The sequence below is a fragment of the Janthinobacterium breve genome (genome assembly GCF_051380895.1).
Classification (GTDB): Bacteria; Pseudomonadota; Gammaproteobacteria; order Burkholderiales; family Burkholderiaceae_D; genus Janthinobacterium.
Genome location: NZ_JBNYXY010000001.1, coordinates 576,888 through 599,930 on the forward strand (window position 1 = coordinate 576,888; position 23,043 = coordinate 599,930).

Consider the following 23,043-nt stretch of genomic DNA (forward strand, 5'->3'; position numbering starts at 1 on the left):
CTGATTACGCCTGGTCGGCTTGGTAAACGAGGCCGATCTGGCCGCGCATGGTGTCAAGGTTGTGCATCAGGGCCACGCTGTCGGCGTGCGGCATGACGGAGCTTTCCAGCAGGCCGGCGCGGATGCAACGCATCGCTTCGATGGCCTCGTGCGCGTAGCCGTTGCCCAGGTGCGGCGCGGCGACGACGCGGCGTTCGCCATCCATCGTTTCGACGATTAGGTGATCGGGTTTGTAAAAACGGTTGGGCAGGCGGATGCGTCCCAGGCTGCCGGATATGGTCATTTCCGTCGGCGTTTGCGCGCGCAGGCTGCAGGCACAGGACGAGGTACCGCCGCCCGCGTGCAGCAAGGAAAACACGACTTGCTCATCGACGCCGGTGGCGCCCATTTCAGCCAGCGCCTGCACCTGCGATACAGGACCGAGGAAGAAGGCCGCCATCGACAGCGGATAGATGCCCACGTCGAGCAGCGCGCCGCCACCGAGTTCGGGATTGAACATGCGGTGCTCGGGCGGGAAATTGGCGACAAAGCCGATATCGGCTTGCACTTGCTGCAGCACGCCGATCTCGCCGCTGGCGATGATGCGTTTGGCTTCCTGCACGGCTGGCAGGAAACGGCTCCACATGGCCTCCATCAGAAACAGCTTTTGCTCGCGCGCCAGGTTGACCACGGCCTGCGCTTCACGCGCGTTCATGGTGAACGGTTTTTCGCACACGACGTGCTTGCCGGCGGCCAGGCACAGCAAGGCATTTTCCGCATGCAAGGTATGCGGCGTGGCGATGTAGATCACGTCCACTTCGGGGTCCATGGCCAGCGCCTGGTAGGAGCCATGGCAACGCTCGATGCCGAATTCGGCGCCAAAGGCCTGCGCGCCGGCGCTGCTGCGCGAGGCGACCGCCACCAGTTGCGCACCGGGCGCATCGCGCAAGCCATTCGCCATCGCGCGAGCGATCTTGCCGGTGCCGAGGATACCCCAGCGGACGGTATTTTCCATGCTATTCATCTCTTTCTGCGCCAGCTGCCTTGCGCTTCGGGCGGAACACCGCCACGTCATTGTAAAAATCGTCGTCCTGGCCTTCGCACCAGCCGGGCAAGCCCAGCACAGGCAGCGGCGTGAAGTCCGCCGTGGTGAGACCTTGCTGCGCCAGGTCTAGCGCCACCCGCTCGTCGAGCCAGGCGCGGCGTGCCGCACCATCGAGCGTAAAGTAAGCGTCGCCGGCGAAAATCACGCGCGTATGCGCCGTGATGGCCTTGCGCGGCGCCACCAGTTTCTCCATCAGCGCGTGGCCGAACAGCCAGACTTCGGCGTCGCCGCCGGCGCCAAACTTGTCGCGCTGCGCGATAAAAGCGCTGCGCCAGTCGTGTCCGCGCAAGGCCACTTCCAGCGCGCGTCCGGCATCGCTGTCGCGCAGCACCAGCAAGGCGGAATTTTCGTCAAAGATCGTGGCGCCGTCGCGTGCCGGTCCGCGCGATTTGCCGACGCCGGACAGGGCGATCTGCGCCGCCTGCAGCGCGTTCAGCTGCCGCTTGATGCGCGGGAAGGTGAGCCACACGAGCGCGTTGAAAAAATCGTGCAGATTGTCGCGCGTGGGCACCCCGCCCGTCGCGCCGATGAACTCCTCGTAGGCCACGCCTTCAGGCAGGTCCGCTTGCGGCACGAAGCACACCGGCAAGCCGGACGGATTGCGCAAGTCCAGTGCCCGCGCCTGCCCGTTGAGCGCGGCAATCACCGTGTCGCGCTGCAGGTCCAGCTGCCGTCGCGCCGGCAGCACCGTGGCATACCAGGGACGGCTCCAGTCTATCGATGGCAGCATGAACGCTTAGACCATTTTCCAGTTGATCTGCTCACCCGCGTTGAGCGGAATGACATGGCTGTCGCCCAGCGGCAGCGAGTCTGGCAAAGTCCAGCTTTCGCGCTTCAAGGTGATGCTGTCCGTATTGCGCGGCACACCGTAGAAAGCCGGGCCGTGGAAGCTGGCAAACGCTTCCAGTTTATCGAGCGCGCCGGCGCGTTCGAACGCCTCGGCATACATTTCCATCGCGTGCAGGGCCGTGTAGCAACCGGCGCAGCCGCAGGCCATTTCCTTGGCGCCTTGCGCGTGCGGCGCCGAGTCGGTGCCGAGGAAGAAGCGCTCGTCGCCGCTGGCGGCGGCCGTCATCAGCGCCAAGCGGTGCTCTTCGCGCTTGAGGATAGGCAGGCAGTAGTAATGGGGGCGGATGCCGCCCTTGAAAATCTCATTGCGGTTGTACAGCAAATGATGCGCCGTGATGGTGGCGGCGATCGGGCCTTCCGCTTCAGCCACGTACTGCGCCGCATCCTTGGTTGTGATGTGTTCGAACACCACGGACAGGGCCGGGAAGGCGCTGCGCAGCGGGCGCATCACGCGCTCGATGAAGACGGCCTCGCGGTCGAAAATGTCGATCTCCGGGTCCGTCACTTCGCCGTGCACGAGGAAGGGCATGCCCACTTCCTGCATCACTTCGAGCACCTTGTAGCAATTCTTCAAATCCGTCACGCCCAGGTCGGAATTGGTGGTGGCGCCGGCCGGATACAATTTGACGGCCTGCACGATGCCGCTGTCCTGCGCGCGGCGGATTTCGTCGGGCGAGGTGTTGTTCGTCAGGTACAGCACCATCAGCGGATCGAAGTTCACGCCTTCGGGCACGGCGGCCAGTATGCGCTCGCGGTAGGCGGCGGCGTCCGCCGTGGTGGTGACGGGCGGTTTCAGGTTCGGCATGACGATGGCGCGGCCGAACTGGCGTGCGCTGTGCGGCAGCACGCTGGCCATGACGGCGCCGTCGCGCAGGTGCAAATGCCAGTCGTCAGGACGGGTGATGGTGATGGAAGTCGGGGTGTGATCGAGTGTGGACATGGCGGCAGCTCTCAGGCAGTCATTGAGGATGGTGCCATTTTACCAGCCGCAAGGCTGCCTTAGCGGCCAGGCTTCCTGATGCAAACCTGGCGCAAGCGTGCTGTCAACGCAAAAACGGCCGGTGGAAACCGGCCGCTTTTATCCAGAAAACCAGGGATCAGTGAATGATTTTCGCCAAGAAATCGCGCGCGCGGTCAGAGCGTGTCGTATTGAAGAAGTCATCCTTGCTGCAATCCTCGATGATCTTGCCCTGGTCCATGAAGACGATGCGGTTGGCCACGCGTTTGGCAAAGCCCATCTCGTGCGTGACGACCATCATCGTCATGCCTTCCTGCGCCAGGCCCACCATCACGTCGAGCACCTCGTTGATCATTTCCGGATCGAGCGCCGAAGTGGGCTCGTCGAACAGCATGGCGATCGGGTCCATCGACAGCGCGCGGGCAATCGCCACGCGCTGCTGCTGGCCGCCCGACAGCTGGCCGGGGAATTTATCTTGCTGCGACAGCAGGCCCACGCGGTCCAGGTATTTCAAGCCCTTGGCATTGGCTTCGTCGGCGCTGCGACCGAGCACCTTGATCTGGCCGATGGTCAGGTTTTCACGAATCGACAGGTGCGGAAACAGCTCGAAATTCTGGAACACCATGCCGATGCGCGCACGCAGTTTCGACAGGTTCGTTTTCGGGTCGTTGACGCTGATGCCGTCGACGATGATCTGTCCCTGCTGTATCGGTTCGAGGCCGTTGACGGTCTTGATCAGGGTCGACTTGCCGGAGCCGGACGGGCCGCAAATGACCATCACATCGCCCTTGGCGACCTTGGTGGTGCAGTCGGTCAGTACCTGGAACTGGCCATACCATTTGCTGACGTTATTGAGTTCGATCATCTTGTTCTTTCTTTTTCAGTTAGCGAATGATGGCGACGCGTTTCTGCAGGCGTTTTACCAGGAACGACAAGGCATAGCACAGCACGAAATACACGACGGCGACAAACACATACATTTCCACCAGACGGCCGTCGCGCTGCGCGATTTTCGAGGCGGCGCCGACGAAATCGGGGATCGACAGCACGTATACGAGCGACACGTCCTGGAACAGCACGATGGTTTGCGTCAGCAGCACGGGGATCATGTTGCGGAAGGCTTGCGGCAGCACGATGCTGCCCATGGTTTGCCGGTAGTTCATGCCCAGCGCCTGGCCGGCCCATACCTGGCCGCGGGGGATCGACTGTATGCCGCTGCGCATGATCTCGCAATAGTATGCCGCCTCGAACATGATGAAGGTGATCAGCGCGGAAGAAAATGCGCCCACTTTCACGGGTTCGTTCGCGCCGATGACCCAGGCGGCGATGTACGGCACCAGGAAGTAGAACCAGAAGATCACCAGCACCAGCGGGATCGAGCGTATCAGGTTGACGTAGCTCGACGCCACGCCCGAGACGATGCGGTTGCTGGACAGGCGCATCAGCGCCAGCAAGGTACCCAGCACGATGCCGCCCACCATGGCCAGCGCCGTCAGTTTCAGGGTGAAGACCATGCCGGTCTGGAACAGGTAAACCCACGAGCGGGAGATGACATCAAAGTCGAAGTTACCGAACATGTCAGTGTCCTCCCGTCTTGGCGCCGGCGACGATGAAGCCCGGGATGGCGACCTTTTTCTCGATCAGGTGCATCAGCACCACCACCAGCAGGTTGACGACGACGTAAATGATGGTGGCGGCCGAAAACGCCTCGAACACCTGGAAGGAAAACTCCTGGATGGCGCGCGCGCTGGCCGTCAGTTCGATCAGGCCGATCGTCAATGCCACGGAGCTGTTCTTGATGATGTTCAGAAATTCACTGGTCAGCGGCGGCATGATGACGCGCGCGGCCATCGGCAGCAAGATGAAACGGTAGGTTTGCGGCAGCGTCAGGCCCAGCGCGGTGCCGGCCAGTTTCTGCCCGCGCGGCAGCGCCTCGATGCCCGTCGTCACCTGCACGGCCACGCGCGAGGAGGTAAAGAATCCCAGACACAGCACGGCCGTGACGAATGGCGCGTTCGGCAGCGACTTGACCCAGGCACCCAGGTCCGGCGGCAGCAATTCCGGCATGACGAAATACCAGAGGAACATCTGCACCAGCAGCGGCACGTTGCGGAACAATTCAACGTAGGCATTGGCCACGCCCACCAGCCATTTGTTCGGCAGGGTACGGACGGTGCCGATCACCAGGCCCAGGATCAAGGCCATGATCCAGGCCGCGCCGGCCGTGGCCAGGGTCCACACCAGGCCGGACCACAGGGTATCCATATACGTGCCCACGCCATCGGGGGACATCTCCCAGAAGATGCGCCAATTCCAGTTGTAATTCATGATCATCCTTCCCATGCAGCTCAAGGAAAGCGGCCAGCCGCCTGCCCCGCAAATAAAACCGGGAGGCTTGCGCCCCCCGATTTGTTACGCACTCTTGTTACTTTTTCCGTTTGTCCGATGTCTTCTGCGCTTCGGGCACGGCCGCATACGCAGCGGGGTCACCCGAGTCGGTCGGATTCATGAACACGGCCTTCAATTGCGGCGGCATGGGGAATTTCAGGTTGATGTTTTTCGGCGGGATAGCCGACGTGAACCACTTGGCATAGATGCGGTTGATGTCTTCGCTCTTGTACAGGCGGATCAGCGCGTCGTCGACCACTTTCTTGAAGGCCGGGTCGCCCTTGCGCAGCATGATGCCGTACGGTTCGACCGACAGCGCTTCCTTGGTGATTTCGTAGTCGTTCGGGTTTTTCGAGTTGGCCACTTGCGACGCCAGCAAGATGTCGTCGTTGGCTTCGGCCACCGCGCGGCCCGTTTCCAGCATCAGGAACGATTCAGGATGATCCTTGCCGACGGCAATGGTCATGCCCAGGTTCTTTTCCTTGTTCAAAATCGTCATCTGTTTGATGGTCGACGTGCCGGCCGTGGCGACCAGGGTCTTGCCGCGCAAGTCTTCCAGGGTCTTGATGTTCGAGGTTTTTTTCGACAGCACGCGGTTGCCGATGACAAACATGGTGGGCGCGAATGCTACCTGCTGCTGGCGCTCCAGGTTGTTCGTGGTCGAGCCGCATTCGAGGTCGATGGTGCCGTTGGCCATCAGCGGGATGCGGTTGGCCGAGGTGACAGGGCTCATCACCACTTTCAGTTCACTCATGCCCAGGTGCTTTTGCAGGGCCGTGACGACTTTCATGCACAGGTCGATCGAATAGCCTTGGTATTGCTGCTTGTCATCGAGATAGGAGAAGGGAACGGAGCCGTCGCGCACACCGAGGGTGACGGAACCGGCTTTCTTGATTTTGGCCAAGGTGCCGGTCAATTCCTGAGCCTGGACTGGCGACATGCTGCTGATGACACCGACGCTGAGCAGCGTGGCGATGATTTTGGTCAATTTCATAAATTCTCCTGGACGGACAAACCGGACGCAAAGCCGGACGAAACAACTGTGGTGCAAATGCCACCAATGGAATTAATTTTATTTCATTTTCAGCGCCGGACCAGCCGTTTTCTGCGATTGTCCGCAAATAGGCGCTATACGCGCGCCTGAATCAGCGCGGCTGTAGCATTTTTCCTACTGATTTTCCGCCACCGATTTATTTTGCCGACGCCAAGCCCGCCAGCGCGTCGTCCTCTTCCGCCTCATCGTCCCTATTCGCCTGCTGGCGTTGCCACATTTGCGCGTACAAGCCATCGGCGGCCAGCAATTGCGGATGCGTGCCCCGTTCGACGATGCGGCCATGATCGAGCACCAGGATTTGCTGGGCATCGGCCACCGTTGAAAGACGGTGCGCGATCACCAGCGTGGTGCGGTTCTTGGCGATGTCCTTCAACTGCGCCTGGATCGCCTGCTCGGCCTTGGAATCGAGCGCCGACGTGGCCTCGTCGAAGATCAGAATGGCAGGGTCTTTCAGCAAGGTGCGGGCAATCGCCACGCGCTGCTTTTCGCCCCCAGACAGCTTCAAGCCCCGCTCGCCCACCATGGAATTGTAGCCATCCGGCAAGCTTTCAATAAAATCATGGATCGACGCCGCTTTTGCCGCCGCCACGATGGCGTCCTTGCTGGCGCCCGGCTTGCCGTAAGCGATGTTGTATTCGATGGTGTCGTTGAACAGCACCGTGTCCTGCGGCACGATGCCGATGGCGGCGCGCAGGGAGTCCTGCGTCATGCTGCGCAAGTCCTGGCCATCGATGGTGATGCCGCCGCCATCGACTTCATAGAAGCGGAACAGCAAGCGCGACAGGGTCGACTTGCCCGAGCCGCTGTGGCCCACCACGGCCGTGGTGGTGCCGGCCGGAATCTGGAAATCCACGTCGAACAGGATTTGCCGCTTGGCTTCATAGCTGAAATCCACATGCGCAAAGCGCACGGCCGCACCCCGCGTGACGAGCGGTTTGGCCTCCGGCGTATCGGCGATTTCGCGGTTTTCGTTCAGCAGGGAAAACAGGCGCTCCATGTCGGCCAGGCTTTGCTTGATTTCGCGGTAAATGACGCCGAGGAAATTGAGAGGGATGTACAGCTGGATCATGAAGGCGTTCACCAGCACCAGGTCGCCCAAGGTCATGCTGCCGTTGATCACGCCCACCGTGGCGCGCCACAGGATCAAGGTGACGGCCGTGGCGATGATCAGCGACTGGCCCGTATTGAGCAGGGACAAGGAAGTTTGCGATTTCACGGCGGCCGATTCATAGCGCTGCAAGCCCTCGTCGTAACGCTTCGCCTCGTAATCCTCGTTACCGAAATATTTCACGGTCTCATAGTTGATCAACGAATCGATGGCCTTGGTATTCGCCTTCGAGTCGAGGTCATTCATGGTGCGGCGGAAATGCGTACGCCAGTTCGTCACCAGCACGGTAAACACGATGTAGGACACCAGCGCCACCGCCGTGATCACGGTGAACCAGATGTCGTAATGCAAGACCAGATAGCCGAGCACCAGGGTGATTTCCACCAGGGTCGGCAAGATATTGAACAAGGTATAGGAAATGAGCGAGCCGACGCTACGCGTGCCCCGTTCGATATCGCGCGTCATGCCGCCCGTCTGCCGGTTCAAATGGAAACGCAGGGACAAGGCATGCAGGTGGCGGAACACTTGCAGGGCGATGGTGCGCACGGCCCGCTGCGTCACCCTGGCGAACAGGAATTCGCGCAATTCGGTAAACAAGGTGGTCGACAGGCGCAGCAAACCATACGCCACCAGCAAGCTGACCGGCAACACCAGCAGCGCCTGCGGGTGCGCCGCCGTGATCGTCATGGCGTCGACAAGTTTTTTCAGGATCAGGGGCACGCCCACGTTAGCCAGCTTGGCGCCCACCAGGCATAGCAGCGCCAGCAGCACCCGCCATTTGTAAACCCATAAATACGGCAGCAAGGTCTTGATGGTGGCGAAATCGCTGTGGCTGGCGGAGGCTGGCGAGCGGGGCGGAGGGGGAGTCTGGGAACGGCGCATGGCGAAGGTCGGCTTTTTATGGTTCAATCGGGGCAATTGTAGCCTTTCATGAGAATAAAAGATGAGCACCTCCCCCGACCGCCCTGATAACTGCCTCGCCTCTGGCCTGCCCGCCGGAAAAATGCCGGAATTGCGCATGATGCCCGCGCCGTCCGACGCCAATGTGTACGGCGACGTCTTCGGCGGCTGGATCATGGCGCAAGTCGATATCGCCGGCTCGCTGCCGGCCACGCGGCGCGCCAACGGCCGCGTTGCCACCATCGCAGTCAACTCCTTCGTCTTCAAAAACCCCGTGTTCGTCGGCGATCTGCTCTCCTTCTACGCCGAAATCGTCAAGGTCGGCAATACCTCGATCACCGTCAATGTCGAAGTGTATGCCGAGCGCAACCGCCTGCAGGCGTGCATCGTGAAAGTCACGGAAGCCACCCTGATCTATGTGGCGACCGACTCCGACCGCAAGCCGCGCAAGGTGCCGCCGATCGAGACCTTGCTGTCGCCTTAGTTGTCGTATTAATCCCACATTGCATGGCCAGCCGGCATGGATAGCCAGCGCCGCATCTTCCTGCTCAGTGCTGCGCGCATCGGTGCACTGGCCGCCGCTGGCGGCGTGCTGTCCGGTTCCAGCGCGCGCGCCGCCACGCGCAGCAATAGCACCGGCTATCCTTTTGCGCTCGGTGTCGCTTCCGGTTCGCCCTTGCCGGACGCCGTCGTGCTGTGGACGCGCATCTGCTATGACCCGCTGCAGGCGACCGCCACGCCCGCCATCGCCCTGAACGTGCGCTGGGAAGTGGCCGGCGATGAAGGTTTTAGACGCGTCGTCGCCAAGGGGCAAGCCACGGCCACGCCCGCCCTCGCGCACAGCGTGCACGTGGACGTGGGCGGCCTGGCACCCGGCCGCTGGTACTGGTACCGTTTTATGCTGGGCGACGCCGTCAGCCCCGTGGGCCGCACGCGCACGGCACCCGCCGCCGATGCCCTGCCTGCGGCGCTGAAGCTGGCCGTGGCCTCGTGCCAGCACTGGGAATTCGGCGCGTATGCGGCGCACCGGCACATTGCCGCGGCCGCGCCCGACCTGGTGGCCTTCCTCGGCGACTACATCTATGAATGGGGGCCGTACCAGTTGCAGCACCCGGGCCGCGCCGTGCGCACGCACGAAAGTTTTACCCTGGACGAGTACCGCGCCCGCTACGCGCAATACAAGAGCGACCAGGACTTGCAGAGCGCACACCTGGCCGCGCCATGGATCGTCACCTGGGATGATCATGAGGTGGCCAACGATTATGGCAATGACCGCGACGAATTGCTCACGCCCACCTTTTTGCAGCGCCGCGCGGCCGCCTATCAAGCGTTTTATGAACACATGCCGCTGCGCCTGCTGCCGCTGGGGCGACGGGGCTTTGTCGACATGCGCATCTACCAGCGCTACGACTGGGGCCGGCTGGCGCGCTTCCACGTGCTGGACGACCGGCAATACCGCGCCTATCACGCGTGCGCCAGGCCGGGCCGCGGCGGCTCCAATTCCGTCACCACGCGCAACTGCCCCGACTTGCTGAAACCACAGCGCACCATGCTGGGCGAGGAGCAGCAGCGCTGGCTGCAGGCCGGTCTCGACAACTCGCCCGCGCGCTGGAATATCCTGGCCCAACAAACGCTGATGGCGCAATCGAGCCAGGTGCCCATCCTGCGGCCCGGCGACGAACGCATCTGGACCGATGGCTGGGATGGCTATCCGATGGCGCGCCAGCACCTGCTCGACGCCCTGCGCAGCAGCAAGGCCAGCAACCCGCTGGTGCTGTCGGGTGACGTGCATACCTTTTATGCCACGGACCTGAGCCGCAACGCCATGCGCCCCACCGGCAAGGATAATCCCGTGCTGGCGACCGAGTTTTGCGGTACCTCAATCACGTCCGGCTCCCGCCCGCAGGCGCGCACTGAGCAGTACGTGGCGATGAACCCGCACATCCGCTACGGACGCAGCGACAAGCGCGGCTATATGTTGCTGGAAATCACGCCAGAGAAAACCACGACCCTGTTCCAGGGTTTGGAGAATGTGCGCGACAGCGCATCCGGCATCGCGACGCTGGCCAGTTTTACCGTACACGATGGCAAGGCTGGCTTGCAGGAAAGCTAGCAAGTACTTTTCAAGGCATCGCGGTAGCGCCGGCTGACGGGCACTTCGCCCCCCGTGGAGAGCACGGCCCGCGCATCGCCCGATTCCAGCGGCACGATGGCTTGCACGAAATCAAGATTGACGATATAGCTGCGGTGCACGCGCACAAAGCGCTTGCTGTCGAGGCGGCGCTCGATGGCGGCCATGGTCGAGCGCAGCGGATAATCGTGTCCGCGCACATGCAGGTTCACATAATTGCCCCAGGCCTGTAGCCACTCGATATCGGCAGCAGGCAACAGAAAATCCTTGCCCAGCTTGCGCACCAGAAAGCGTTCCGGTTGCTGCACCGGCTCCACGGCCGGCCCTTCATCGGGTTCGCCCAGCAGGGTCGCCTCGCCTTGCCAGCGCATCAGCAGCAAGCGGTAAAATCCCACCGCCAGCAAGACCAGGAAGTAAGCACGCACATCTTTCAGGTATTCATATGGCAGCTCGCGCCACCAGGCGCCGAAATCATAGTGGCTACCCTGGCTCCAGTACGCCAGCTTGCGCAGGGCCACCATGGCCGCTACATGTACCAGGCTGTAGACGACCGAAGCGGCCAGGTGCCAGCACAAGTTCTGGCGCTGGAACACCAGGTGCAGCGGCCGGTACTGCTCCGCCAGGATAAGCACGGGCACCAGCGCCAGCAGCACAAGATTGCTGCTCCATTCCCACACGGCCACTTCCCAGAATGCCGTGTCGACTCCAGTGCGCTGCAGGTCGATCCACACCAGCCAGCTGTTCACGCTGGCCTGCATCAGGGTCAGCACGATCCAGAATCCGGGTTCGGCCACGCGGCGCCAGCGTTGATAACGTTGCAACAGGTCGGTGGAAGAAACTGCCATGGTCTCAGTGGATGAATTAGTTGCACGATTGTAACGTCCCTGAGCCGTCCCTGAGCCGCTTTTTGTCACAGCCAGCTGTCCGCTGGTCACTTGCCAGTGGCCCCTAGCCCAGGCCATGCCTATGCTGGGACTTCCTTCACCACTCGCCTCCGATCATGAACCACGATTCCCGCCGTCACGATATTGATGCCCTGCGCTTTCTCGTCTTCAGCCTGCTGATCTTCTTTCACACGGCCCTGATGTACGTGGAAGGGACGGACTTTCATATGCGCAGCAGCTATGCCACCGATGCCCTGAACATGCCGCTGGTCTTCATCAACCGCTGGCGCATGGAAATCGTTTTCATGATCTCCGGCGTTTCCTGCGCCATGATGACGCACACCTCGCGCGGCGCCTTCCTGTGGCGCCGGATCAGGCGCCTGCTGCTACCGTTGCTGTTTGGCATGGCCGTCATCATCCCCCTCCAGCCATATTGCGAAGGTGTCAGCAAGGGGCTGGTAGAACCGGGCTACGCTCGCTTCCTCGTGCATTACTTTGGCGGCTATGCCTGGCCCGCCGGCGCATTTGTTGGCTGGCAATATGGTTTTACGTGGAATCATTTGTGGTATCTGGTGTACCTGCTGCTGTACACCGTGGCGCTGGTGGCGCTGCAGCCGCTGCTGGCGGTGCTGAAACCATACTTCCAGCGCTTGCGCGGCTGGCGTTTACTGGTCCTGCCTGCGCTGCCGACCCTGGCGGCCATGGCGCTGCTGAAGATGCGTTATCCGGAAACCCATGCGGTGGTGCGCGACTGGTATGCGCATGCCATCTATTTCACGATGTTCGTGTATGGCTGGTGCTTGGGCAGTGACAGGGCATTATGGGCGGAACTGGCGCGCTTGCGCTGGCATACGCTGTGGCTGTCCCTGGGCGCGTTTGCCATATATCAATATTTTGACAAGAGTCACTCGGAACATCTGCTGACCTGGGCCTCGTTCGGCTCCTGGCCCATGCGCAACCTGTACATGTGGCTGGCCATCTGCGCCATTCTGGGCTGGTCGCATACGCTATTGAACCGCCCCTTTGCCTGGCTGCCATGGGCCCGCCAGGCCGTCTTCCCCTGGTACATACTGCACCAGAGCGCGATCGTGCTGCTGGCCTACTGGCTGGTGCCGCTGAAGCTGGGCCCCGTGCTCGAACCGCTGCTGATACTGGCCGGCACGCTGGCGACCTGCTGGCTGGGGACCTCGCTGCTGATCAGCAAGGTCAACTGGCTGCGCCCCTGCTTCGGCCTGCCCGCCCGGCCACGGCAAGCCGTGGTGGCGGACACAGCCCTGGCTGCGAATTAGGCAACCTTCTTTTCGTCGCGTAATTGACGGCGCAAGATCTTGCCGACATTGGTTTTCGGCAATTCATCGCGGAACTCGATGTATTTCGGCTTCTTGTATGCCGTCAATTCATGCTTGCAATGCTCGCGAATCTGTTCCACCGTCAGATTAGGATCCTTGCGCACGACAAACACTTTCACGGCTTCGCCCGCGTTGGCATCCGGCACGCCGATGCACGCACATTCGAGCACGCCCGGGCACGCAGAGACTACCTCTTCCACCTCGTTCGGATACACGTTGAAGCCGGAGACGATGATCATGTCTTTCTTGCGGTCCACGATCTTCACATAGCCGCGCTCGTCCATGACACCCACGTCGCCCGTCTTGAAGTAGCCGTCTGCCGTCATCGACTTGGCCGTCTCATCCGGACGCTGCCAGTAGCCGGCCATCACTTGCGGGCCGCGCACGGCGATCTCGCCCGGCTCGCCCAGCGGCACTTCCACGCCGTCGTCGTTCAAGATCGCCACTTCCGTCGAGGGAAATGGCAAGCCGATGGTACCTGTGAATTCCGTGATATCGACGCGGTTGCCCGTCACCACGGGCGATGTTTCCGACATGCCATAGCCTTCGATCAGCGGGCAGCCCGTCAGTTTCAGCCAACGTTCGGCCACATTGCGCTGCAAGGCCATACCGCCGCCATTGCACACCTTGTAGCTGGAGAAATCGAGCTTGGCAAACTCGGCATTGTTCAGCAGCGCGTTGTACAGGGTATTGACGGCCGGGAAAACGACGATCTTGTGCTTGCTCAATTCCTTGACGAAACCGGGAATGTCGCGCGGATTGGGTATCAGCACGTTCAAACCACCCAGGCGCATGCCCATCAGGGCGCTGACCGTCAGCGAATAGATGTGATACAGGGGCAAGGCGCACATGAATCCCATCGAAGTGGCGCGCATCTCAGGCGTCATCACGGGCGTCATCCACGCTTCGTTTTGCAGCACGTTGGCGATCACGTTACGGTGCAACAACATCGCACCTTTTGACACGCCCGTCGTGCCACCCGTGTATTGCAGGAAGACGATATCGTCATGCCCCTGCTGCACTGGCTTGAGCGTCAGGTGCGCGCCTTCGGCCAGCACCTTGTTGAAACTGATGGCGCCAGGCAAGGAAAACGCAGGCACCATTTTCTTGATCTTGCGCACGACGAAGTTGACGATGGTGCCCTTCAAGCCGCCCAGCAAATCGCCCATGGTGGCCACGATCACATGCTTGACCTGGGTATGCGGCAGCACCTGTTCCACCGTGGTGGCAAAGTTTTCCAGCACGATGATCGCTACACTGCCCGAATCGATCAGCTGGTGCTGCAATTCACGGGGCGTGTACAGCGGGTTGACGTTCACCACGGTGTAGCCGGCGCGCAAAATTGCCGCCATGGCCACCGGATATTGCAGCACGTTCGGCAGCATGATCGCCACGCGCGCACCCGGCTGCAAACCTTTGCTTTGCAGCCAGGCCCCCATCTGCTGCGACAACTGGTCGAGCTCGCGGTAGGTAATGAATTTATCCATGCACACGAAAGCGTTGCGGTCCGCATATTTCTGGAACGACTCTTCCAGCAAATGCGTCACGGAACGGTATTGCGTGCAATCAATCTCTGCGGGAACGCTGTCCGGGTACGACTTCAACCAAATCTTGTCCATCTCGCCTCATCTTTATCGGTAAAAGGGATGCGCCTCCTGGCGCATCCCACACTGTTTATGCTGCTATCTTCGTTTCGTCACGCAGGGCGCGACGCAAAATCTTGCCGACGTTGGTTTTCGGCAGTTCATCGCGGAACTCGATGTATTTCGGTCGCTTGTAACCCGTGAATTGTTCCTTGCAATACGCGGCCAGCACTGCCTGGGTCAGGTTCGGATCCTTGCGTACCACAAACACTTTCACGGCCTCACCCGAATGTTCATCGGGCACGCCCACGCAGGCGCACTCGAGCACGCCCGGATGGGCCGCGATGACGGCTTCGACCTCGTTCGGATACACATTGAAGCCGGAGACGAGAATCATATCTTTCTTGCGGTCCACGATCTTCACGTAGCCGCGTTCATCCATGATGCCCACGTCGCCCGATTTGAAATAGCCGTCGGACGTCATGACCTTGGCCGTTTCATCGGGACGATTCCAGTAGCCCGTCATCACTTGCGGGCCACGGATGGCGATCTCGCCCGTCTGGCCCAGCGGCACTTCCTTGCCGTCATCGTCGAGAATCGCGATCTCGGTCGACGGAATCGGCAAGCCGATGGTGCCGGAAAACGCCGTGCTGTCAGCGCGGTTGCACGTGGCGACAGGCGACGTTTCCGACAGGCCATAACCTTCGATGATGGACACGCCCGTCGCTTGCAGCCATTTGTCATTGACGGCTTGCTGCACCGCCATGCCGCCGCCATTGGCGATCTTCAAGCCCGAGAAGTCGAGCTTGGCAAAGTCGGGGTGATTCACCAGCGCGTTATACAGCGTATTGACCGCTGGCAGCAGGTTGAATTTGTACTTGCCCAGTTCCTTGATCAGGCCCGGGATATCGCGCGGATTCGGGATCAGGATATTCAGGGCGCCCACGCGCGTGCCCCACATCGCGCACGCCGTCAGGGCAAAGATATGGTACAGCGGCAAGGCGCAGACGATGATCAACTGCTCCTTGCTGTTCTGATCGAGTGCCGCGCCCGACCACGCTTCACTCTGCAGCACATTGGCAATCACGTTGCGGTGGCTCAAGGTCGCGCCTTTCGAGACGCCCGTGGTGCCGCCCGTATATTGCAGGAAGGCGGCGTCGTTGATGCTCAGCTCGACGGGCGTGAGTTTCATGCGGCTGCCCAGCGCCAGCGCCTGCTTGAAACGCATGGCGTTCGGCAAGGAATACGCGGGCACCATCTTCTTCACATTACGCACGACAAAATTGACGATCATGCCTTTCAAGCCGCCCAACATTTCACCCATGCTGGCGACGATGATGTGCTTGATGGCCGTCTTGCTCAACACTTGTTCGACCGTATGGGCAAAGTTCTCCAGCACGATGATGGCTTCGCTACCCGAATCATTGAGCTGGTGCTCGAGTTCGCGCGGCGTGTACAGCGGGTTGACGTTGACCACTGTGTAGCCGGCGCGCAAGACGGCGGCAATCGCCACCGGATACTGCAGCACGTTCGGCATCATCAAGGCGACTCTGGCCCCTTTTTTCAAGCCACGGCTTTGCAGCCAGGCACCCAACTGGCGCGAATAGGTGTCGAGTTCGGCATAGGTGAGAAATTTGTCCATGCAGACATAGGCATTGCGGTCTGCATATTTTTGAAACGCTTCTTCCAGCAAATGCACCAGCGAATGATATTGATCAGGATCGATGTCGGCGGGAACGCCGGGAGGATACGACTTCAGCCAAATTTTTTCCATCCTGTGCCTCTTGTCTCGAATAATCGTGGGGGAGCCGGCGCAGCCTGCCGGCGCGGATCATTGCTGCGGATTCTGTCGTCCTGCAGTCAGTTTGAGCATTTTGACGAGCAATTGCTCTATGCTACTAACGCGATGCTATCGGGCGCCGCGCTTCCATGCAAGCGCTTTCAACAGTATTCGAGCGGCAACTCTAAGGGCTTTTTGTGCTGCAGTGCAGCATGATAAATACACCGTTGCAGGATCGTTTGCCCTGACGTGTGAGACAATCTTTACGGGTCAGGGGCTGGACAATTGTTCCAGCGCACGCCTGCGCTCAGGCTTCTTGATCTGAGACATTGTGTGCACTGCAGCATAAAAAGCACGAAAGTTCTTTTTTTCTTCCAGCAATTTTTTGAAGGCAGGCAAAAATTCATTGTAGGTGGACACGGAAGCCAGGTGCGCATTGCTCAACGGCTGCTCGAACCAGCGGTCATAACCGGCAAAGCCACCCCACTCTTGCTTCAGCACCTGATACGCGTCTTGCAGTGCCGCAAACACCTGCGCCTTGCGCGCGCGCTTGTCCGCATCGCTGGCGTCGCTGGCATACACGGCCTCCAGCTCCTCACGATATTTCAGCAGCAAGGCCAGAAAATCCTGGCGCCGCGCCGCGTACTGGGCGTAGGCCGCGCGCATGGCGTCATTGCCCTCGCGCGCCAGCCAGCGCTGCACGCCCGCCTCTTCCACGGCACCGGCAAACGACTCGTTGAAAGCCGAATCGCCGGGCACGTACACCACCTGGTGCGCCAGTTCATGAAAAATCAGGCGCGCCAGTTCCGCATCGTTGTAGTTGATAAAGGTCGACAGCAGGGGATCGTCGAACCAGCCCAGAGTGGAATACGCGGGCACGCCGCCCACCTGCACGTCGTAATGCTGGGCGCGCAACTCGTCGGCATACGCGAGCGCCTCGTCCTTGCTGTAATAGCCGCGGTAATTGACACAGCCGGCGATGGGGAAACACCATTGCAGCGGCTGCAGCGACAATTCCGGCGTGGCCACCACGTTCCACAGCACAAACGGGCGCCGCAGGGCCGCGTAGTTTTTGTAGCTGCCATTGTCGGGCAAGTCCAGCTCGCTGACGGCAAAGCGGCGAATTTGCTGCGCCTTGGCCAGACGCACTTTCAGGCGCGGCTCGGTGGTCCGGTCGTCGAGCCAGTCACCGATGGGGCGCGCGCCGGACCACAGGGCATATTGCCCCTGTGCCGCCTGCGTGTAGTAGCGCAGCTGCGTGCAGCCGCCCAGCAGCAGGCACAAGACGCCGACAAGCAAGCAGGCGGGCCAGCGCAGCAGGGCCATGGTCAGCCGGCCTTTTCCACTTCGACCAGCGTATCGTAGAAGGTGGGTGCGCGGCCCATATCCGTCAGGCGCTGGCTCGTCACTTCATTGGCGTTCTTGCCATCGCTGGCCAGCTTCTTCCACCACACGGACAAGCCCACCACCAGGCCGCGCCGCGCCTTGTCGGTGACCCTGGCCTTGGCAACAAAGCTGCCGCGGTCATTGAAGATGCGCACCATGTCGCCGGCCACGATGCCGCGCGCGGCGCCATCATCGGGATGGATATCGAGGTGCGGCTCGCCTTCGGCCGCGCGCAGGCTTTTCACGTTGACGAAGGTGGAATTGAGGAAATTGCGGGCCGGCGGAGAAATCATGGCCAGCGGATAGCGCGCTGCCAGCGCGGGATTGCTGGCCAGCGATTCGTGCGGTGCAATATACGTCGGCAAGGGATCGAGTCCCGCCTGCGCCATGGCGCTGGAATAAAACTCGCATTTGCCTGACGGCGTGGGGAAACCGCCTGCGGCGAACGGTGCCTCGGGCATGGCCAGCTTTTGCCAACCCGTGCGTTTCAACGATTCCCAGTCGAAATGTACGGCGCGCGCATCCGTCGCATCGAAGGCCTTGGCCGCCAGCGCATCGTCACTTTCTTGAAAGCACGGGTCATCAAAGCCCATGTGCTGCGCCAGCAGGCGGAAGATTTCCGTATTCGCCTTCGCTTCGCCCAGCGGCGCCACGGCCGCATTGTTTGCCATCATGTACAGGTGGCCATAGGTGGAATGCGCATCGACATGCTCGAGCTGCGTGGTGGCGGGCAACACGATATCGGCGTAATCGACGGTATCGGTCTGGAAGTGCTCGAGCACGACCGTAAACAAATCTTCGCGTGCAAAGCCCAGCGCCACTTTCGAGGAATCGGGCGCCACCGCCAGGGGATTCGAGTTGTAGACGATCACGGCCTCGACTTGCGGGCCGAACTCGGGCGAGCTTGCTTTCAATAAATCGTCGCCGATGGTGCTCATGTTGATGGTGCGCGGCGTGCCTTTGAGCAAATCAGGGCGCTGCAGGGCCTTGCGGTTGACGGGGAAGGAACCAGAGCTCGACAGCTGCATGCCGCCCGCTGGATGGCGCCACGCGCCCGTCAGGGCCGGCAGGCAGGCGATGTTGCGCACGGCCATGCCACCGCCATGCACGCGCTGCACGCCGTAGTTGGTACGGATGGCGGCACCCTCGCCAGAGCGGCACGCCTGGCCGTACAGACGCGCCAGTTCCACCACTTCTGTGACGGTGATGCCGCACACCTCCGCCACGCGTTCGGGCGGCCATGCCAGCGCACGCTGTTTCAAGGCATCGTAGCCTATAGTATAGCGTTCGATGTAGTCATGATCGAGCATATCTTCCACAATCAAGACATGCATCAAGCCCAGCGCCAGGGCCGCATCGGTACCTGGCAGCAAGGCGACGTGCTGATGGCATTTTTCGGCCGTCAGCGAACGATACGGGTCGATGGCGATCAAGGTCGCGCCGTTGCGCTTGGCCTCTTGCGCCCGCATCCAGAAGTGCAGGTTCGAAGCGATCGGATTGCCGCCCCAGATGATGATCAATTTCGCGTTCTGGAATTGCTCCAGGTCCGTGCCGATGCTGGCGCCTACGGTGTAGCGGTAGCCGGTGGCGCCGGCCGAGGCGCAAATGGTGCGGTCAAGCAAGGAAGCACCGAGTTGGTTGAAAAAACGCGACGACATCGATTCGCCCTGTACCAGGCCCATGGTGCCGCAGTAGCTGTACGGCAAGATCGCCTGCGGATCGCGCGCGGCGATCGGTTTCAAGCGGGCGGCGATGGTCTGCAATGCGTCTTCCCAACTGATGCGCTCGAACTTTCCCTCCCCCTTCTTGCCCACGCGGCGCAGCGGATGCAGCAGCCGGTCCGCATGGTAGGTACGCTCCGTGAAGCGCGACAACTTGGTGCACAGCACGCCAGCCGTGGTCGGGTGGTCAGGATCGCCTTTGACGGCTGTTGCCACGCCATCGGTCACGGTGACCAGCAAGGCGCAGGTATCGGGGCAGTCGAGCGGGCAGGCGGCGCGCACTTGGGTGGTGGTCATGGTGCAATCCAAAAACGTTGGGGGAAGGCGATACTGTAAACCATTCTGCACGCTTGCTGTTGGCGCCATGGCAAGCTGGTCCGTGCGCTGGATTTACCCTGCAAACAAGGGCTACAATGCATTATTAGCCGCGCCTGTTTTTGATCAAACAGCCGCGGTCCGGCGCGCCATACATGCCGCGCGCCAGCATCCACAGGAGAGTCCGATGAAATTAGTTGATCCCATCTTGGCGTTTCAATCCGAGCTGCAAGGTATCCGCCGCGACCTGCACGCGCATCCCGAGCTATGCTATGAAGAACAGCGTACCTCGGACGTGATCGCCGCCAAACTGACGGAATGGGGCATTCCCGTGGTACGCGGCCTGGGTCGCACCGGCGTGGTCGGCATCATCCAGAATGGCACCTCAACGCGTGCCATCGGCCTGCGCGCCGACATGGATGCCTTGCCGATGCAGGAAATGAATACCTTCGAGCATGCTTCACGCCACCCGGGCAAGATGCACGCCTGCGGTCACGACGGCCACACGGCCATGCTGCTCGGTGCGGCCCATTATCTGGCGCAGCACCGCCATTTCGACGGTACCGTGTATCTGGTCTTCCAGCCGGCCGAAGAAGGCGGCGCCGGCGCGCGCGAAATGATCGAAGACGGCTTGTTTAGCAAGTTTCCCATGGATGCCATCTACGGCATGCACAACTGGCCAGGCGCCGAAACAGGCACCCTGAGCGTGGTGGAAGGGCCGATGATGGCCTCCAGCAATGAATTCCACGTCACCGTCAAGGGCAAGGGCGCCCACGCAGCCCAGCCCCACAAGGGCATCGACCCTGTGATGGTGGCCGTGCAAATCGCGCAAAGCTGGCAAACGATCATCACGCGTAACAAGAGTCCGCTCGACACGGCCGTGCTGTCGATCACGCAAATCCATGCGGGCAGCGCCACCAATGTGATTCCCGATGACGCCAGCCTGGTCGGCACCGTGCGCACCTTCACCACACCCGTGCTGGACCTGATCGAAGAGCGCATGCGCGAGATCGCCGTGCATACGGCCGCCGCCTTTGGCGCGGACGTCGACTTCCACTTCAAGCGCAACTATCCGCCGCTGGTCAACCACGCAAAAGAAACGGCGTTTGCCGTCGAAGTGATGAAAAGCGTGGTGGGTGCCGACAAGGTCAACGCGAATGTCGAACCGACCATGGGTGCGGAAGATTTTGCCTTTTTCCTGCAAGAAAAAGCCGGCTGCTACATCTTCATCGGCAATGGCGATGGCGAGCACCGCGATGGCGGCCACGGCCTGGGACCATGCGTCTTGCACAATGGCAGCTACGACTTCAACGACCATCTGCTGCCCATCGGCGCCAGTTTCTGGGTCAAGCTGGCCGAAGCGAGCCTGCCCATCGCTTGAATCAGCTCAGCTTATCCGGGCCGTCACCGAGGCGCTGGCCCGGATTCAACGCTTCCAGGGCCAGCAAGGCCGCCGCATGGTCCGCCGTCGGGTACGTTTCGGCGAGACTTTCATAGCGCTGCGTTACCAGTTGCGTCACCGGCAAGGTGACGTGCGCTGCCTCGGCCGCCGCGAGGATGTTGTGCATATCCTTGATCTGGCTTTTCACCTGCCCACCGGCAACAAAATTGCGTTCCAGCATGCGCTGGCCATGCACGTCCAAAATCTTGCTCTCAGCAAAACCGCCACGGATGGCCGCCCGTACGGCGGCCGCATCGGCGCCGGCCGCCTGTGCCAGCAACAACGCTTCGGCCACGATGGTCAAGGTGGCACCGACGATCAGCTGATTGCACAGCTTGGCCACCTGTCCGCTGCCTGGCGAGCCCACCAGAGTCGGACGGCCCATGGCCGCAAGAATCGCCTCAACCCGCGCGTAATCGCTGGTGCTGGCGCCGGCCATGATGGCCAAGGTGCCCGCCTGCGCCCCGCCGACGCCACCCGACACGGGCGCATCGATGAAAGCATGGCCTGCCGCGTGCAAGCTGGCATGAAATTGTTGGGCCTCTGATTGCTTGGTGGAACTCATATCGATCCATATCGCAGCCGCTGGCAAGGCCGGCAGCGCCTCTTGCAGCACCTGCGCCACAATGGGACCGGCTTCCAGCATCGAGATGACCACATCCGCGCCATTAACCGCCTCAGCCACGGAAACAGCCGGCTGTGCCCCTGCCGCACGCAGGACTTGGGCCTTGCTGTGCGTGCGATTCCAAATTGTGACAGAATATCCAGCGCGTAGCAGGCACCGGACCATCGGATCCCCCATCAGACCGATACCGAGAAATGCGATTTTTGTAGAGAATGTCAATTGAACCCCTGAAATCAACAAGTGGCGAGAGCGGCATGCAAAGCAAGGTGCCTGTACAACAATAGCCTATCGGCCAATTTTACGATGAAAGCCTCTATGTTCTTCAAGAAGAATCTCCTCAAATCCATCGCCGCCGTTGCCGCCGTGGCCGCGATGCAATCGGTATTCGCAGCGGACGGCAAACTGATTGATTCCGCCTACGCCGAATACGCAAATGGCACCAGCACGCAAATGATACGTGTGGGTGCTACTTCGGACTGGGACAAAGCCTGGTTCAAATCCAACGGCACGCAATTGAGCGGTTACTGGGATGCCAGCTTTGGCGCATGGCGCGGCGATCGCTACCGCAATGTTCCCGGTGCAACACAAAGTCTTGTTGATGTCGGTTTCACGCCGGTGTTCCGCTTTGAAAATATCAGCAAGAAAGGTTTGTATGCCGAAGGCGGTATTGGCGTGCACATGCTGTCGAAACTGTATGACAATGACGATTACCGCCTGTCAACACACTTCCAGTTCGGCGACCATGTCGGCATCGGCTATGTCTTCGACAATAATTGGGAAGTCGCTGCTAAGATCCAGCATTTCTCGAACGGTGGCTACAAAAAGCCGAATACAGGCGTCAACTTCCTGAACCTGAAAGTGGCGTACCATTTCTGATGAAGTGGCGCAGATGAAAAGGCAGCGCGTAGCGCTGCTTTTTTTACGCCTGTCCGTCTGGCCAGAGAAAGCACCAGACGAAAAAAAACCCGACCATTTCTGATCGGGTTTTTCTCTACTGCGAATAACAAGCCTGACGATAACCTACTTTCACACTGGTTGCAGCACTATCATCGGCGCAAAGTTGTTTCACGGTCCTGTTCGGGATGGGAAGGGGTGGGACCAACTTGCTATGGTCATCAGGCATAACTTGTACTGGCGTTTGTCTCCTGTAGGACGACAAGGCCATGAATCTGGAAGAAGTATCGATTATTTACTGAGGTATTAATGGGTAATGACTGCGTTATCAACAACACGCAACATGTACTTTCTCATCCTCTGTACCTGCTAAGGTTATAGGGACAAGCCGTACGGGCAATTAGTACTGGTTAGCTTAATGCATTACTGCACTTCCACACCCAGCCTATCAACGTCCTGGTCTCGAACGACCCTTCAAAGAGCTCAAGGCTCTGGGAAATCTCATCTCAAGGCAAGTTTCCCGCTTAGATGCTTTCAGCGGTTATCTCTTCCGTATTTAGCTACCCGGCAATGCCACTGGCGTGACAACCGGT

19 protein-coding genes and 2 rRNA genes are annotated in these 23,043 nt (G+C 60.5%); 5 read left to right on the top strand and 16 right to left on the bottom strand.

What is annotated here, in order from left to right; genetic code table 11:
- Window positions 1–4 precede the first annotated feature (4 nt).
- From ACQ4W0_RS02690 to ACQ4W0_RS02725, 8 genes are all read right to left on the bottom strand, one after another.
- Window positions 5–994, bottom strand: coding sequence for a Gfo/Idh/MocA family protein (locus tag ACQ4W0_RS02690; protein WP_436575360.1), 990 nt, complete (start codon window positions 992–994; stop codon window positions 5–7).
- Between the two features lies 1 nt (window position 995).
- Window positions 996–1,814 carry a DUF3025 domain-containing protein gene (locus tag ACQ4W0_RS02695; protein WP_436575361.1) on the bottom strand — a complete coding sequence of 273 codons (819 nt, stop codon included), beginning with the start codon at window positions 1,812–1,814 and terminating at the stop codon, window positions 996–998.
- 6 nt (window positions 1,815–1,820) lie between these two features.
- On the bottom strand, window positions 1,821–2,873 hold the full coding sequence (gene pyrC / locus ACQ4W0_RS02700) for a dihydroorotase (RefSeq protein ID WP_436575362.1): 1,053 nt from the start codon (window positions 2,871–2,873) through the stop codon (window positions 1,821–1,823).
- 157 nt (window positions 2,874–3,030) lie between these two features.
- The gene (locus ACQ4W0_RS02705) at window positions 3,031–3,756 is read right to left on the bottom strand and encodes an amino acid ABC transporter ATP-binding protein (RefSeq protein WP_099376217.1); all 726 of its coding nucleotides are present in this window, start codon (window positions 3,754–3,756) and stop codon (window positions 3,031–3,033) included.
- A 19-nt stretch (window positions 3,757–3,775) separates the two neighbouring features.
- Window positions 3,776–4,468, bottom strand: coding sequence for an amino acid ABC transporter permease (locus tag ACQ4W0_RS02710; RefSeq protein WP_436575363.1), 693 nt, complete (start codon window positions 4,466–4,468; stop codon window positions 3,776–3,778).
- Between the two features lies 1 nt (window position 4,469).
- Complete coding sequence (locus tag ACQ4W0_RS02715; RefSeq protein ID WP_436511617.1) at window positions 4,470–5,219, bottom strand: amino acid ABC transporter permease; 750 nt, start codon at window positions 5,217–5,219, stop codon at window positions 4,470–4,472.
- 97 nt (window positions 5,220–5,316) lie between these two features.
- The gene (locus ACQ4W0_RS02720; RefSeq protein WP_436575364.1) at window positions 5,317–6,273 is read right to left on the bottom strand and encodes an amino acid ABC transporter substrate-binding protein; all 957 of its coding nucleotides are present in this window, start codon (window positions 6,271–6,273) and stop codon (window positions 5,317–5,319) included.
- A 196-nt stretch (window positions 6,274–6,469) separates the two neighbouring features.
- Window positions 6,470–8,323, bottom strand: coding sequence for an ABCB family ABC transporter ATP-binding protein/permease (locus ACQ4W0_RS02725; RefSeq protein ID WP_436575365.1), 1,854 nt, complete (start codon window positions 8,321–8,323; stop codon window positions 6,470–6,472).
- A 61-nt stretch (window positions 8,324–8,384) separates the two neighbouring features.
- Here ACQ4W0_RS02725 and ACQ4W0_RS02730 point away from each other — a divergent pair, with 61 nt between their 5' ends.
- Window positions 8,385–8,825, top strand: coding sequence for an acyl-CoA thioesterase (locus tag ACQ4W0_RS02730; RefSeq protein WP_436575366.1), 441 nt, complete (start codon window positions 8,385–8,387; stop codon window positions 8,823–8,825).
- Window positions 8,826–8,861: 36 nt separating this feature from the next.
- Window positions 8,862–10,454, top strand: coding sequence for an alkaline phosphatase D family protein (locus tag ACQ4W0_RS02735; RefSeq protein ID WP_436575367.1), 1,593 nt, complete (start codon window positions 8,862–8,864; stop codon window positions 10,452–10,454).
- Here the strand turns inward: ACQ4W0_RS02735 and ACQ4W0_RS02740 are convergent.
- Window positions 10,451–11,317 (bottom strand): LytTR family DNA-binding domain-containing protein, encoded by an 867-nt coding sequence (locus ACQ4W0_RS02740; RefSeq protein ID WP_436575368.1) that lies wholly within the window; start codon window positions 11,315–11,317, stop codon window positions 10,451–10,453. The two genes, ACQ4W0_RS02735 and ACQ4W0_RS02740, sit on opposite strands and share 4 nt — an antisense overlap.
- Before the next feature lie 155 nt (window positions 11,318–11,472).
- Here ACQ4W0_RS02740 and ACQ4W0_RS02745 point away from each other — a divergent pair, with 155 nt between their 5' ends.
- Complete coding sequence (locus tag ACQ4W0_RS02745) at window positions 11,473–12,645, top strand: acyltransferase family protein (RefSeq protein ID WP_436575369.1); 1,173 nt, start codon at window positions 11,473–11,475, stop codon at window positions 12,643–12,645.
- Here ACQ4W0_RS02745 and ACQ4W0_RS02750 read toward each other — a convergent pair.
- The 4 genes from ACQ4W0_RS02750 to ACQ4W0_RS02765 all read right to left on the bottom strand — a co-directional run bounded on the left by ACQ4W0_RS02750 (window position 12,642) and on the right by ACQ4W0_RS02765 (window position 19,472).
- Window positions 12,642–14,324, bottom strand: a complete 1,683-nt coding sequence (locus ACQ4W0_RS02750; RefSeq protein ID WP_436575370.1) for a long-chain-fatty-acid--CoA ligase — start codon at window positions 14,322–14,324, stop codon at window positions 12,642–12,644. The genes ACQ4W0_RS02745 and ACQ4W0_RS02750 overlap by 4 nt on opposite strands.
- Window positions 14,325–14,379: 55 nt before the next feature.
- Window positions 14,380–16,062, bottom strand: coding sequence for a long-chain fatty acid--CoA ligase (locus ACQ4W0_RS02755; protein ID WP_436575371.1), 1,683 nt, complete (start codon window positions 16,060–16,062; stop codon window positions 14,380–14,382).
- A 276-nt stretch (window positions 16,063–16,338) separates the two neighbouring features.
- Window positions 16,339–17,394: an aminopeptidase gene (locus tag ACQ4W0_RS02760; RefSeq protein ID WP_436575372.1), complete on the bottom strand. Its 1,056-nt coding sequence runs from the start codon at window positions 17,392–17,394 to the stop codon at window positions 16,339–16,341.
- Window positions 17,395–17,396: 2 nt separating this feature from the next.
- The gene (locus ACQ4W0_RS02765) at window positions 17,397–19,472 is read right to left on the bottom strand and encodes a molybdopterin-containing oxidoreductase family protein (RefSeq protein ID WP_436575373.1); all 2,076 of its coding nucleotides are present in this window, start codon (window positions 19,470–19,472) and stop codon (window positions 17,397–17,399) included.
- Window positions 19,473–19,677: 205 nt separating this feature from the next.
- On the opposite strand from ACQ4W0_RS02765, the gene ACQ4W0_RS02770 reads away from it, so the two are divergent.
- The gene (locus tag ACQ4W0_RS02770) at window positions 19,678–20,871 is read left to right on the top strand and encodes a M20 aminoacylase family protein (protein ID WP_436575374.1); all 1,194 of its coding nucleotides are present in this window, start codon (window positions 19,678–19,680) and stop codon (window positions 20,869–20,871) included.
- A 1-nt stretch (window position 20,872) separates the two neighbouring features.
- On the opposite strand, the gene ACQ4W0_RS02775 is transcribed toward ACQ4W0_RS02770, so the two are convergent.
- Window positions 20,873–21,775 carry an NAD(P)-dependent oxidoreductase gene (locus ACQ4W0_RS02775; protein WP_436575375.1) on the bottom strand — a complete coding sequence of 301 codons (903 nt, stop codon included), beginning with the start codon at window positions 21,773–21,775 and terminating at the stop codon, window positions 20,873–20,875.
- 96 nt (window positions 21,776–21,871) lie between these two features.
- Between ACQ4W0_RS02775 and ACQ4W0_RS02780 the strand changes: the two genes are divergently transcribed.
- Entirely contained in the window at window positions 21,872–22,432 is a 561-nt protein-coding gene (locus ACQ4W0_RS02780; RefSeq protein ID WP_436575376.1) for an acyloxyacyl hydrolase, read from the top strand.
- Between the two features lie 131 nt (window positions 22,433–22,563).
- Here ACQ4W0_RS02780 and rrf read toward each other — a convergent pair.
- Window positions 22,564–22,676, bottom strand: a 5S ribosomal RNA gene (gene rrf / locus ACQ4W0_RS02785).
- 153 nt (window positions 22,677–22,829) lie between these two features.
- A 23S ribosomal RNA gene (locus ACQ4W0_RS02790) occupies window positions 22,830–23,043 on the bottom strand; the annotation flags it as partial.